Annotated in this window: 7 protein-coding genes and 1 pseudogene; 5 read left to right on the top strand and 3 right to left on the bottom strand. The window is 69.2% G+C overall.

Features of this window, described 5'->3' with window-relative positions; genetic code table 11:
- Positions 1-132 precede the first annotated feature (132 nt).
- Together cphA (K6V06_RS01015) and cphA (K6V06_RS01010) are read left to right on the top strand one after the other, a co-directional pair.
- Positions 133-2,781 carry a cyanophycin synthetase gene (gene cphA, locus K6V06_RS01015; RefSeq protein WP_222239968.1) on the top strand — a complete coding sequence of 883 codons (2,649 nt, stop codon included), beginning with the start codon at positions 133-135 and terminating at the stop codon, positions 2,779-2,781.
- 76 nt (positions 2,782-2,857) lie between these two features.
- Positions 2,858-5,431 carry a cyanophycin synthetase gene (gene cphA / locus K6V06_RS01010; RefSeq protein WP_222239707.1) on the top strand — a complete coding sequence of 858 codons (2,574 nt, stop codon included), beginning with the start codon at positions 2,858-2,860 and terminating at the stop codon, positions 5,429-5,431.
- Between the two features lie 199 nt (positions 5,432-5,630).
- On the opposite strand, the gene K6V06_RS01005 is transcribed toward cphA (K6V06_RS01010), so the two are convergent.
- Together K6V06_RS01005 and K6V06_RS01000 are read right to left on the bottom strand one after the other, a co-directional pair.
- Positions 5,631-6,290, bottom strand: coding sequence for an amino acid ABC transporter permease (locus K6V06_RS01005; RefSeq protein WP_222239706.1), 660 nt, complete (start codon positions 6,288-6,290; stop codon positions 5,631-5,633).
- A gap of 169 nt (positions 6,291-6,459) precedes the next feature.
- A complete protein-coding gene (locus K6V06_RS01000) occupies positions 6,460-7,203 on the bottom strand; it encodes a transporter substrate-binding domain-containing protein (RefSeq protein ID WP_255581524.1) in 744 nt (247 codons plus the stop codon).
- A 414-nt stretch (positions 7,204-7,617) separates the two neighbouring features.
- Between K6V06_RS01000 and K6V06_RS00995 the strand changes: the two genes are divergently transcribed.
- A complete protein-coding gene (locus K6V06_RS00995; RefSeq protein ID WP_222239704.1) occupies positions 7,618-9,012 on the top strand; it encodes a hemolysin family protein in 1,395 nt (464 codons plus the stop codon).
- A gap of 179 nt (positions 9,013-9,191) precedes the next feature.
- On the opposite strand, the pseudogene K6V06_RS20595 reads toward K6V06_RS00995, so the two are convergent.
- Positions 9,192-9,551 (bottom strand): annotated as a pseudogene (locus tag K6V06_RS20595) (phosphatase PAP2 family protein); the annotation flags it as partial.
- A 614-nt stretch (positions 9,552-10,165) separates the two neighbouring features.
- Here K6V06_RS20595 and K6V06_RS00990 point away from each other — a divergent pair.
- Positions 10,166-12,358 (top strand): S8 family serine peptidase, encoded by a 2,193-nt coding sequence (locus K6V06_RS00990; RefSeq protein ID WP_222239703.1) that lies wholly within the window; start codon positions 10,166-10,168, stop codon positions 12,356-12,358.
- Complete coding sequence (locus tag K6V06_RS00985; RefSeq protein WP_222239702.1) at positions 12,355-13,593, top strand: hypothetical protein; 1,239 nt, start codon at positions 12,355-12,357, stop codon at positions 13,591-13,593. The genes K6V06_RS00990 and K6V06_RS00985 overlap by 4 nt, the downstream gene beginning before the upstream one ends.
- The last annotated feature ends 9 nt before the right edge of the window (positions 13,594-13,602 follow it).

Here is a 13,602-nt window from a genome sequence, read left to right as displayed (position 1 = left end):
CCTTGCCGGCAGGCGCTGTGGCGGCGCACAAACGCTTTTTCGTATCGCAGTCAACCGGGTTGTCGCCGTAACGTTATTGAAAGGTTAGACTTCCGCCCCACGGGCGCTTCGCCCATGCTTCAAGCCAATTCGATGAAGAAAAAGGACATTGAGATTTTCCATGTCATGTCGCTGCGCGGCCCCAATATGTGGACATATGGGCCGGTGCTGGAGGCGTGGGTCGATATCGGTGAGCTGGAGGAATACCCCTCCAACCTGATCCCGGGCTTCTACGAGCGGCTCTCGACCTGGCTCCCGTCCCTGATCGAGCACCGCTGCAGCATCGGCGAACGGGGCGGCTTCCTGCAACGGCTGAAGGAAGGCACCTGGCCTGGCCACATCATGGAGCACGTTACGCTGGAGCTGCAAAGCCTGGCGGGCCTGCCCGGCGGCTTTGGCAAGGCCCGCGAAACCCCGGTGCGCGGCGTCTACAAGGTCATCGTGACGGCATGGGAAGAGCGGGTCGCCAAGGCCGCCCTGTTCCTGGCGCGCGACCTGGTGATGGCCGCGATCGAGGACCGCCCCTTCGACGTCGATGCGGCCGTGGACGAACTGCGCCGGCTGATCGACCGTCACTGGCTCGGACCGAGCACCGCCTGCATCGTCTACGCCGCCGACGACCGCCGCATTCCCGCGCTGCGGCTCTCGGACGCCAACCTGGTCCAGCTCGGCCATGGCGCGCGCCAGCGCCGCATCTGGACCGCGGAAACCGACCGCACCAGCGCCATCGCGGAAAGCATCTCGCGCGACAAGGACCTGACCAAGTCGCTGCTGCAATCGTGCGGCGTGCCGGTCCCCGAGGGGCGCCTGGTGGACAGCGCCGCGGACGCCTGGGAGGCCGCCGAGGAGATCGGCGTGCCGGTGGTGGTCAAGCCCTACGATGGCAACCATGGCCGCGGCGTCTTCACCAACCTGCTGACCCGCGAGGAAGTGGAAACCGCCTATGGGGTGGCGATGGAGGAAGGCAGCGGCGTGATCGTCGAGCGCTTCGTGCCCGGCAACGAGCACCGGCTGCTGGTGGTCGGCGGCCGGCTGGTGGCGGCGGCGATGGGCGAGACCGCGAGCGTGGTGGGCGATGGCAAGTCGACCGTCGACGAGCTGATCGACCTGCAGATCAATTGCGACCCGCGCCGCGGCAATACCGAGGACCACCCGCTGAACCGCGTACGGCTGGATTCGGCCGCACGCCTGGAGCTCAAGCGCCAGGGGTTCACCGCCGAATCCGTGCCTCCCGAAGGCCGCCGTGTGCTGATCCAGCGCAACGGCAATGTGGCCTTTGACGTCACCGACCGGGTTCACCCGAGCGTCGCCGCGCATGCCGCGCTGGCGGCCCGCGTGGTGGGCCTGGACATCGCCGGCATCGATCTGGTCGCCGAGGACATCTCGCGGCCGCTGGCCGAGCAAGGCGGCGCGATCGTCGAGGTCAACGCTGGCCCGGGCCTCCTGATGCACCTGAAGCCGGCCGACGGCGAGCCGCGCCCGGTGGGCCGGGCCATCATCGATCATCTGTTCCCGCCGGCCCCGGATGGCGACCCGCTGGCCGCCGACGGCCGCATTCCGGTGGTCGGCATCACCGGCACCAACGGCAAGACCGTGGTCGCCCGGCTGGTGGCCCGCCTGCTGCAGTTGTCGGGCCGCCATACCGGGCTGGCCTGCAGCGACGGGCTCTATCTGGACCGCCGGCTGGTGGAAGGCGGCGACCAGGCCAACTGGGACGCCGCGACGCGCGTGCTGAAGAACCGCGCGGTCGAGGCGGCGGTGTTCGAGAACGACAGCGGCACCATGCTGTCCGAGGGGCTGGCCTACGACCGCTGCCTGGTCGGCGTGGTGACGAACATCGATACGCCGGACCACCTGGGCCAGTACTACGTCGAAGACGCCGACAAGATGTATAGCGTGCTGCGTACGCAGGTCGACGTGGTGCTCAAGCATGGCGCCGCCGTGCTCAATGCGCGCGACCCGCTGGTCGTGGAGATGGCCGAGCTGTGCGACGGCGACGTGATCTTCTTTGGCACCAGCCCGGACCTGCCGGCGATCGTGCAGCATCGCGCCGCCGGCAAGCGCGCCGTGTATGTCCGCGATGGCCGCATCGTGCTGGCCACCGGGACGAACGAAGTGCCGCTGGCCGAGGTCGCGGCGATTCCGCTGACCTACGCGGGCCGTGTCGGCTTCCAGGTCGAGAACGTACTGGCCGCGGTGGCGGCGGCGTGGGCGCTGGGCATCTCGCACGAGCTGATCCGCGCGGGCGTGGTGACCTTCGATGTGGGCCACCTGGACGCACCGGGCCGCTTCACGCTGTTCGAGCGCAACGGCACCACGGTGATCGTCGACGACGCGCACAACGCCCCGGCGCTGGAGGCGCTGGTGCGCGCGCTGGACCGCTTCCCGGCCGAGCGCCGCATGGCGGTGTACGGCGCGGGCGTGGACCGGCGCGAGCAGGATCTCGTCGCGCAGGGCAAGGTGCTTGGCGCCGCGTTCGACCGCATCTTCCTGTGCGAGGACCGCTCGGTGGCGCGCAAGGTCGGCGACAGCGAAGCGCGGGCACAGATCAAGACCGGCCTTTACGAAGGCCGGCGCGTCACCAAGATCATCGACGAAGGCGAACGCCGGCAGGCGATCGCCACCGCGCTGTCGCAGCTGAGCAGCGGCGACCTGCTGGTCCTGCAGTGCGACGAGGCCGATCCCGCCGCCACGCTGGAGCAGGTTCATCAATGGATGGGCCGCCCTGCCCGGCAGGCTTGAGGTCGCGCCGCAACACGACATGGCGCCAGGCCGGCCTCCGCGCAGGAAGCCGGCCGGCGCAATAGGAAACTGACTGATGCAAGTCTCTCGCATCCGCGCGCTGCGCGGTCCCAACCTGTGGTGCCGTCATACCGCCATCGAGGCGATCGTGGCGTGTCCGGACGACGCCTGTTCGATCGCCAACCTCCCGGGCTTCGAGGAGCGGCTGCGCGCCCGCTTTCCCGATATCGGACCGCTGCATCCCGACGACCAGCCCACCGAGGTGTCGCTGGCGCACGCACTGGAATGCGCGGCCCTGCGCCTGCAGGCCGCCGCAGGGTGCCCCGTGACGTTCAGCCGCACCGCGCAGACCATCGAGCCGGGCATCTACCAGGTGGTGGTGCAGTACAGCGAGGAGGAAGTCGGCCGGCTGGCGCTGGAGCTGGCCGAGCAGCTGTGCGCGGCCGCGCGCAACGATACACCGTTCGATCTGGACGACGCGCTGGCGCGCCTGCGCGAGCTGGACGAGGATGTGCGCCTGGGCCCGAGTACCGGCTCGATCGTCCATGCCGCCGTCGCGCGCGGCATTCCCTACCGCCGCCTGACCCAGGGCAGCATGGTCCAGTTCGGCTGGGGCAGCCGGCAGCGCCGCATCCAGGCCGCGGAGACGGACATGACCAGTGCCGTCGCGGAATCGATCGCGCAGGACAAGGAATTGACCAAGGCGCTGCTGCATGCGGCCGGCGTGCCGGTGCCGCTGGGCCGCACGGTGAACAGCGCCGAAGAGGCCTGGGAGGTCGCGCAGAAGATCGATGGCCCGGTGGTGATCAAGCCGCGCGACGGCAACCAGGGCAAGGGCGTGGCGGTCCGCATCCGCACTCGCGAGGAAGTGCTGGCGGCCTATGAAGTGGCGTCGGACATCAGCAGCGACGTCATCGTCGAGCGCTATATCCCCGGCCACGACTTCCGTCTGCTGGTGGTGGGCAACCAGCTGGTCGCCGCCGCGCGCCGCGATCCGCCGCAGGTGACCGGCGACGGCGTGCATACCGTGCGCCAGCTGGTCGACGAGGTCAACCGCGACCCCCGCCGCGGCGAGGGCCATGCCACCTCGCTGACCAAGATCCGTTTCGACGAAATCGCGCTGGCCACGCTGGCCAAGCAGGGGCTGGAGGCGGACTCCGTGCCGGCCAAGGGCATGCGGGTGATCCTGCGCAACAACGCCAACCTGTCCACCGGTGGCAGCGCCACCGACGTCACCGACGACGTGCACCCGGAGCTGGCGGCGCAGGCCGTGGCGGCGGCGCGCATGGTGGGCCTGGACATCTGCGGCGTCGATGCGGTGTGCGAAACCGTGCTCAAGCCCTTCGAGGACCAGGCCGGCGGCATCGTCGAAGTCAACGCCGCGCCGGGCCTGCGCATGCATCTGCAGCCGTCCTACGGCAAGGGCCGCGCGGTCGGCGAGGCGATCATCTCCACCATGTTTGCCGATGGCGACGACGGCCGCATTCCAGTGGTGGCGGTATCGGGCACCAACGGCAAGACCACCACGGTCCGGCTGATCGCCCATCTGATGGCCGGCAGCGGCCTGCGCATGGGCATGACCGGCACCGACGGCGTCTATGTCAATGGCGAGCGGATCGACACTGGCGACTGCAGCGGCCCGCGCAGCGCGCGCAACGTGCTGCTGCATCCCGACGTGGATGCCGCCGTGTTCGAGACCGCGCGCGGCGGCCTGCTGCGCGAGGGCCTTGCCTTCGACCGTTGCGATGTCGCGGTGGTCACCAATGTCGGCGCCGGCGATCACCTTGGCCTGTCGTATATCAGCACGGTCGAGGATCTGGCGGTGCTCAAGAGCGTGATCGTGCAGAACGTCGCGCCGCACGGCATGGCGGTGCTCAACGCCGCCGATCCGATGGTCGCGCGCATGGCCGATGCCTGCCCGGGAGCGGTCACCTTCTTTGCCCGCGACCCGGATCATCCGCTGATGGCAACGCACCGCGCGCAGGGCAAGCGGGTGGTGTTCGTCGACCGCGACAGCATCGTCGCGGCCGAAGGCGACACCGAGGTGCGCATCGCGCTCGCGGAGATTCCGCTGACCCGCCGCGGCACCATCGGCTTCCAGGTCGAGAACGCGATGGCGGCCATCGCCGCGGTCTGGGCGCTGGGCATCGACTGGGGCATCGTGCGGCGTGGGCTCGCGACCTTCGTCAGCGACGCCGGCAGCGCGCCAGGGCGCTTCAATGTGTTCGACTATCGCGGCGCCACGCTGATCGCCGACTACGGGCACAACCCCGACGCGATCCAGGCGCTGTGCGACGCGATCGAGACCATGCCGGCGCGCCGCCGCGCGGTGGTGATCAGCGGCGCCGGCGACCGGCGCGACGAGGATATCCGCCAGCAGACCCGCATCCTGGGCGAAGTGTTCGACGACGTGCTGCTGTATCAGGACCAGTGCCAGCGCGGGCGCGAGGATGGCGAAGTGCTGGCGCTACTGCGCGAAGGACTGGCGCAGGCGTCGCGCACGGAGAAGGTCGACGAGATCCGCGGGGAGTTCCTGGCGATCGATACGGCGCTGCAGCGTTTGCAGCCGGGCGACCTGTGCCTGATTCTGGTAGATCAGGTGGAGGAGGCGCTGGGGCATATCGCGCAGCGAATTGGGGAGGCAGGGTAGCGCTTGCGGGTGGGCTCGTGCGCTCGCTGGCCCTCTCCCCCGGCCCCTCTCCCGCATGGGGGCGAGGGGAGAAAACCGGCAGCACTCCAACTGGCAGGGGTTTGCTCCCCTCTCCCACTTGTGGGAGAGGGGCCGGGGGAGAGGGCTAACGGGCGCCGGCAGGAGCGAATGGCTGTGCAACGCGCGGCTGCCCGGGCCCTCAATGCCGCCCCGGCAGCGCCAGCCTGCGTTCCAGCAGCCGCTGTCCCACCGACAACAACGTGCTCAGCACCCAGTACAGCGCGGCCGCGGCCAGGTAGAGCGGCAGCGGCTGGTAGGTGGCGGCGATCACCTCCTGGGTGGTGCGCAGCAGTTCGGTGACGGTGATGACGGACACCAGCGAGGTGTCCTTGATCAGGCTGATCAGGCTGTTCGACAGCGACGGTACCGCCAGCCGAAGGGCCTGCGGCCCGACCACGTAGCGCAGGGTCTGCGCCGGCGTCAGGCCGAGACTATAGGCCGCCATCCACTGCCCGCGCGGAATCCCGAGAATCGCGCCGCGCATGCTTTCCGACAGGTAGGCCCCCACATTCAGGCTCAGCGTCAGCACCCCCGCCGGCGTCGGCTCCAGCGCAATGCCGATGCCCGGCAGGCCGTAATAGACCACGAAGATCTGCACCAGCAGCGGCGTGCCCCGCATCACGCTGACGTAGCAGCGGGCAATCGCGCCCAGCAGCCGGTTCTTGCCGATCCCCATCAGCGCGACGACCAGGCCGATCACCAGCCCGAACGCCATCGACCAGAGGGCGAACTTCACGGTCAGCACCATGCCCTGCAGCAGCACGGGCAGCGAATCGAGGACGAGTTGCAGGGCAGGCATGGGTGGAGATGGGTGTCAGGCGGCGGCGGAAGGCGTGGCGTGACCGGTGGCCGCCACAAGCGAAGTGGGAATCATAAGTTCTGACTCATAAAAGACAAAGCGGTAGCCGCTACCGTGCTACCGCCTTGTCTCTATCTGGGTGCCGGGAGAACGGCCTCCCGACCCGCCTTCACGTCCCGCTGGCCGGCTTGGTTACGTCGCTGCCGAACCACTTGACGGCCAGTCTGGACAGCGTGCCGTCCTTGCGCAGCGAATCGAGCGCGCCGTCGATGGCCTGGGCGAACTTCGGGTTGTCCTTGCGGAACGGAATCGCAACCTCGACTTCGCCGCCGCGCACCACGCCGCCCGGGCGCAGCGGCAGATTGGAGGTCTTGATCAGGTAATTGACCATCAGCCGGTCGTTCAGCGCCGCATCGACCCGCTGCGCGGCCAGGTCGCGCAGGTATTCCGGCGCGCCCGGATAGGTGCGCACGTCGATGCCGGGCACGGACTTGGCCAGGTCGTTGTAGTTGCTGCCCAGGCTCACGCCCAGCTTCTTGCCCTTCAGATCCTCCAGCGAACGGAATTCGCGCTTGTCGTCCTTGCGCTGGATCAGCTGCGCTGCCGAGTAGACGTACGGCCTGGAGAAGTCCAGCACCTGCCGGCGCTGCGGCGTGACCGAAACCTGATTGACGATGACGTCGAACTTGCCCGCCTGCAGCCCGGCGATGATGCCGCTCCATTCGGTGGTGACGAACTCGGGCTTGACCCCGAGCTTGCCCGCGACGGCACGCGCGACGTCGACGTCGAACCCTTCGAGCTGGTTGCTGGGACCGCGATACCCGAAGGGCGGGTAGGTGCCTTCCAGCCCGATCTTCAGCACACCAGCCGACTTGACCGAATCGAGCAGATCGGCCGCGTGGGCGCCGGCCATCGTCAGCGCCAGCAGCGGTGCGGCAATCAGCGTACGGGCCCAGCCCGCCTGAAACCATGTCATCGAAACTCTCCCGGATTGTCCTGCCTGTTGAGACCGACCGCAGGATGCGGCCTTGCACAAACGATGATAGACGACGCGCGTTGCCACCCCGTTTCCGCGGATGCGCATTGTCCGCCACAAGTCGTGCGACAAAGACTAAAGCATTCGGCTATTGAAGCATAAATATCAATTCATAATGGCTATATTACCGCAGGTCACATGTAGCTTGTACGTCTCCTTTCCGGCGACGTCGGGTGCCGGCGGGGCGGATTGACAGCCCTGATGGCGCCGGGGATGATCGGAAGGCCCCCTGCTCCGGCACCCAACGCGGCGCCTTGCCCCGCGTCGCCGTGCCGACTGGATTCACTTTTCATGTTCGTTCTCATCCTGATCCTGCTGGTGCTCGTCAGCGCCTTCTTCTCCATCTCGGAAATCGCGCTGACCGCCGCGCGCCGCACCAAGCTGCAAACCCTGTCCGAGCGCGGCGACCGTCGTGCCACCAAGGTCATGCTGCTGAAGGAAGAGCCCGGCAACTTCTTCACCATCGTGCAGATCGGCGTCAACACGGTGGCGATCCTCGCCGGGGTGCTGGGCGAAAAGCATGTATCGGATCTGGTCCAGGCCGGGCTGGAGCCTTACCTTTCCCCGCCCATGGCGCAGCGCGTGGCCGAGATCGGCTCCTTCCTGCTGGTCACCATCCTGTTCATCCAGTTCGCCGACCTGATTCCCAAACGCATCGCGATGAGCTTTCCCGAACGCTGCGCCATGGCGGTGATCGGACCGATGCTGTCGCTGCTGGCGCTGCTCAAGCCGCTGGTGTGGCTGTTCAACGCCTTCGCCGACGGCGTGCTGAAGCTGTTGGGCCTGCCCACCAAGGCGGTCGAGCAGATTACCTCCGAGGACATCGCGGCGATGGTCGATGCGGGCGCGGAAGCCGGCGTGCTGCTCAAGCATGAGATCCATCTGATCGAGAACGTGTTCGAGCTCGATTCGAAAAGCGTCACCGCGATCATGACCCCGCGCGACGACGTGGTATTCCTCGCGCTGGACGAATCGGCCGACAGCGTGCGGCGCAAGCTGGTCGAGCATCCGCATGGTCAGTACCCGGTCTGCGGGCACGACCTGGATGACGTGCAGGGCGTGATCGAATCGCAGGACATCCTGCAGCTGCTGCTGGCCGACGAATCGGGCCGGGTGATCGGCGAGATCGCCCGTCACCATGATCGCAACGTGCTGGTGATTCCGGACACGCTCACCCTGTCCGAGGCGACCACGCGCTTTCGCGAGGCGCACCAGAACTTTGCCATCGTGATGAACGAGTACGGGCTGGTCGTCGGCGTGGTCACGCTGGACGATATCGTCGGCGCGCTGATGGGCAACATCCTCTATTCGCCCGAGGACGAGCAGATCGTGCGTCGCGACGACGACTCCTGGCTGGTCGACGGCCTGACGCCGCTGGTGGATCTGAAGAAGGCGCTGGAGCTGGACGCCCTGCCCGCCGAGGACCACGTGGATACCGTGGCCGGCATGGTGATCTACACGCTCAAGCGCATCCCGAAGAAGTCCGAGAGCATCGAGGTCGGCGGCTTCCGCTTCGAGGTGCTGGACATCGACCACCATCGGGTCGATCAGCTGCTGGTCTCGCGGCTGTCACCCGAGCGGCAGAAGGCGGTGGCGGTGGTCACGCGAGAACCGGCGGCCGCGGCCACGGCGCCTGCCGTGCAAGGGACGAGGGACAGCGCGCTGACCGGCCGCACTTCCCGGTAGCGCTCCACCGCGTCGGGAAGGCGAAACAGCATCACCCATCCTCCGGCAATCACCAGCGCCGCGGCCGCCACCGTACCCAGAGGCGCGGCAGGCAGCCGGCCCGGACGGTGCAGCGCCAGGTAGAGGGCGGCGAGCAGCACGATCCAGGCAAGGCCGAGGGCGTAGCCCGCCAGCACGTCCGAGAGCCAGTGCATGCCGAGGTAGAGCCGCGACACGCCGATTGCGGCGATCAGCGTGCTGGCCAGCACCAGCACCGGAATCCGCAGGCGCCAGCGCTGGCGCACGCAGAGCAGGAACGCCAGGAAGCCGAAGGTGACCATGCTGCTGGTCGCGTGCCCGCTGGGGAAGGAGAACGACTCCACCCCGCCGTAGATGCTGGCAGGCCGCGCCCGCTCGAAACCGAGCTTGAGCGCCACCACGCAGGCGCGCGCCCCCAGCAGCGCCACCGCCCAGTACAACGCGGGTGCCCACGCGCGGCGCCAGGCCAGCCAGGCGAATACCGCAAGGCCCAGCGTCACGGTCACGCGCGCGCCGCCCATTTCGGTGATCGCCACCATCACCCGGTCCAGGCCCGCGTCCCGGCCACGCTGCAGCCATTCGAATACCGCCGCGTCCAGCCGCACCAGCGGCGCGTCCTGGACCACCGCGAATGCCAGCACCACCAGCCCGCTGGCGCTGGCGGCCAGGGCTGCCAGCGCGGCGGCAAGCAACAGCAGTTCCGCCGCCTCCCGCTCCAGCAGGCCGATCGAGCGCGGCCAGCGCTCGCGCAGCCGGTCGCCGAAAGCGGCGTGCAGATACAGCCGGAGGGCGTCCATGCCGGCAAGCACCGGCCGCAGCAGCACCAGCACGGCGCGCACCAGGCAAAGGGTCAGCACGCTGAGCAGCACGAAGACCAGCAGCGCCGTCAGCAGCAGCGCGGGCGTGGGCTGGTCCGGCATCAGCCAGTCGGGCAGCGTTGGCAGGTCGTCGAGCATCGGTCGGAGGGCGTTGGCAGGCGATGCGCGTTGGTGGACGCGCGTTGGTCCGTCATCATAGACGGCGTTGGCCGGCGCACAAAGACCGGCAGGACAGCGATCAACACATTGCAGTGGCCCTCGCGCGCGCCAGCAACTACGCTATCCATGGCACCCGCTGACCGAATCGAGGAGCCGCAATGAGCGACGACATCATCCAGCAGTTGCATCCGCGCCTGCGCCTGGTGAGCAATGGCAGCGCGTCCGTCAACCGCATGCGCGCCGAGTTTTCGCAGTGCCTGGCCACCGCCGCGCTCGAGCGGCGGCGCCCGGCCGCGGGCAAGGCCCCTCCCCCGCCCGCGCTGCCGGGGGCCGCGCGCTTTGCCGCGGGACTGGCCGGGGCCGGCACGCTGCCGCAGCCGCCGCGCGAGGTGGCGCGCCCCGGGCAGGCCGCGATGCCGGCCGCGGACGACGTCTATTTGAACGTGGTGGTGGAGATCGAGCCCGGCGATGGCGACGCGGCGGTGGCCGACTCGATCGTCCAGGCCATCGCGCGCATGACCGGCACGCTGGGCAGCAGGGCCTCGGGGAAAGCGACAGGCCAGCGGATGGGGGCCATTGCGGCCGGGCCGCTCCTGCACCGCGGCAACTATATCGCCGCGACCGTGCCGGTCGCCTCGTTGCGTGCACTGGCGGCGCTGCCCGGGGTCCGCTACGTGCACCACAGCGAAAGCCTGTCGATGCGGTTGCCGCTTGCCGGGGCGGCGGCGCTGGAGCCGCCCGTCCGGCAGGTGACCGTGCAGGGCCAGCCGCAGCGTGGCGAGGGCGTGCTGATCGGCATCATCGACGTCGGCGGCTTCGATTTCTCGCACCCGGACTTCCTCGACGCCAACGGCGGCACCCGCTTCGTGTCGATCTGGGACCAGGGCGGCGACTTCCGGCCACCGCCCGAGGGCTTCGGCTACGGCTCGGAGCTGACGCGCGAGCGGCTGGACGCCGCCCTGCAGGTCGCGCGCGGCGGCGGGCCGCCGGCCACGGAACTGGAGCGCCAGTCGCAGCGGGAACCGGGCTCGCATGCCACCCACGTGACCAGCATCGCCGCCGGCAACAGCGGGCTTTGCCCGGGTGCGCGCATCGCCGGCGTGCTGATCAGCGTCGATCCGCCGGCTGGCGACTATGCGGCACGGCGCTGGACCTTCAGCGATGCTTCGCGCATCCTGCATGCGGTCGAATACCTGCTTCGGGTCGCGGAACGCGAGGGACTGGCGCTGTCGATCAATATCAGCCTGGGCACCAATGGCGGACCGCACGATGGCGCCAATGGCACCTGTCGCTGGCTCGACGCCTTCCTCGCCATGCCGGGCCGCGCCATCGCCATCGCGGCCGGCAATGCCGGCCAGGAGCGGCCCACCGACGAGGACCGCTTCGGCTGGATCATGGGCCGCATCCACACCAGCGGCCGCATCGCCTCGCGCGGCCTGACGGTGGAGATCGAATGGACCGTGGTCGGCGACGGCATTGCCGACTTCTCCGAGAACGAGCTGGAAATCTGGTACGGCGCGCAGGACCGCTTCTCGGTGGCGGTGCAGCCGCCAGGGTCGGCGCAATGGTACGAGGTGGCGCCCCGCGAGTACATCGAGAACCGGCGGCTGCCAGACGGCACCGTGCTGTCGGTCTACAACGAGCTGTACCACCCCTCCAACGGCGACAACTACATTGGCATCTATCTGTCGCCCTATCTGGACCCCCAGGCGTACTCGCCGGTGGCGGCTGGCACGTGGCGCATCCGGTTGCATGGCGACGAGGTGCGCGATGGCGGCTTCCATGCCTGGATCGAACGCGACGATCCGATGGAGCTGCAGCGGCGGCGCGAGCTGGCGGCGTACCGCTTTCCGTCGTTCTTCACGGAAGCCAGCAACGTCGACTCGCACTCGATCAATTCGCTGGCCTGCGCGCGCTGGGTCATCGGCGTGGCCAACGCGGACGTGGAACGGGCGCGCGTGCATATCACCAGCAGCCAGGGGCCGACGCGCGATGGACGCTTCAAGCCCGACGTCTGCGCACCGGGCACGCGCATCGTCGCCGCCAACGGCTTTGCCGAACCCGGCAGCTGGGTCGAGATGACCGGCACCAGCATGGCCAGCCCCTATGTCTGCGGCGCGATGGGCCTGATGCTCTCCGCGCGGCCGACATTGAGCGCGGCGCAATGCCAGGGCATCCTGCGCCGTACCGCGCGGCCGCTGCCCTCGCACGACTATGCCTGGCGCAACGACGCCGGCTACGGCCTGATCGATCCAGTCGCGGCGATCGAGGAAGCGATCGGCTTCGATCAGCGCAGCGAGCGGCGCGAGACGCTGCGCGCGGCGGCCGAGCCACGGCGGAGGCGAGCATGAAGGTCCTGCTCTTTCCGTCCCGCGACGGCGGCTGCGTGGCGATCGAAGCGCGCTCCGGACATCGGCTGCTGTGCGACGGCGGCAGCGGCGCGTCGATGGCCACCAGCGTCGCGCCCTGGTTGCACAAGCTCGGCCGCCGCGGCGACGGGCTGCATCTGCTGGCCGTGACCCACGCCGGCGCCGACGCGCTGGCGGGCGTATCCGCCCTGCTGGAAACGGCGCTGGCCTGGCGCGTGCATGACTTCCATGCGCAACTGGGCGACCCGCCCGCGCTGCCGCCCTCGCCCCCGGTCCCCCGCATTGGCGCGCTCTGGCACAACGGCATCGATGCGCAGATCGGCGAGGCTCGCGCCGCGGCCCAGCCGCTGCTGTCGGCACGGGCACGCGCGCTGCGTGCCAGCGGTGTGCCCGCACTGGAGGCGCTCGGCCGCGACGATGCCCGCATCGCGCTGGCGCTGCCGCGCGCGGCCAGGCTGTCGCGGCTGTGCGCGCCGGACATGCTCGACATCGCCTTGCACGCGCCGGGCGCTGGCTCCACCGGCACCAGCACGCTCGCCCTCGGCTCCCTGACGTTGACGCTGCTAGGCCCCGCCGAGGACACGATTGCCAACGCGCAGGCCGCGTGGCGCCGCTGGCCCTGCGAGCCGGTGGTGCGCATGGGCACGCGGGCGATCCGCGAGCACTATCTGCGGGCGGTGCAAGGGATGGCTGAAGGCCGGCTCGTCAATCCACTGGACCTGCGCGACTGGGAGGGGACCAGCGCCTGCCTGGCGACGCGCACGCCGTCGCTGGCGCCGCTGATGCTGCTGGCCGAGGAGGACGGGCGCACCGTGCTGCTATCGGGCGATGCCGATGGCGCCCAGGTCCTGCGCACCTTGCGCGCGTCCGGACGCCTCGGCGACGAGGGACTCCATCTGCATGCCATGACGGTATGGACGGGCTCGGGCAGCGCCGATGCCTCGCTGGCCATGTTGCAGGCGGTATCGGCGGATCACTACCTGATCTGGGGAGACGGTACGGACAGCCTGTCCGCGCGGGACTGGCTGGAGCAACTCAAGGCCGCACGCAGCCAGCGGACGGTGCGGCGGCCGTTCACCTGCTGGATGATGGGGAACCCCGATGCCGATGCCGACGCGCTGGCCGCCCTTCTGCCAGCAGTCGGCAAGGATGGCGCGCCGGGCTGCTCGGTACGGCCATTGCGCCAGTCCCCTACCCTGTTGCCTGTCCGTGCGTAGCGTGTCGCG

Source organism: Cupriavidus sp. AU9028 (assembly GCF_019795295.1).
Lineage (GTDB): Bacteria > Pseudomonadota > Gammaproteobacteria > Burkholderiales > Burkholderiaceae > Cupriavidus.
The sequence above is the reverse complement of the archived record's forward strand: the minus strand, read 5'-3'. Positions and strand labels throughout refer to the sequence as shown.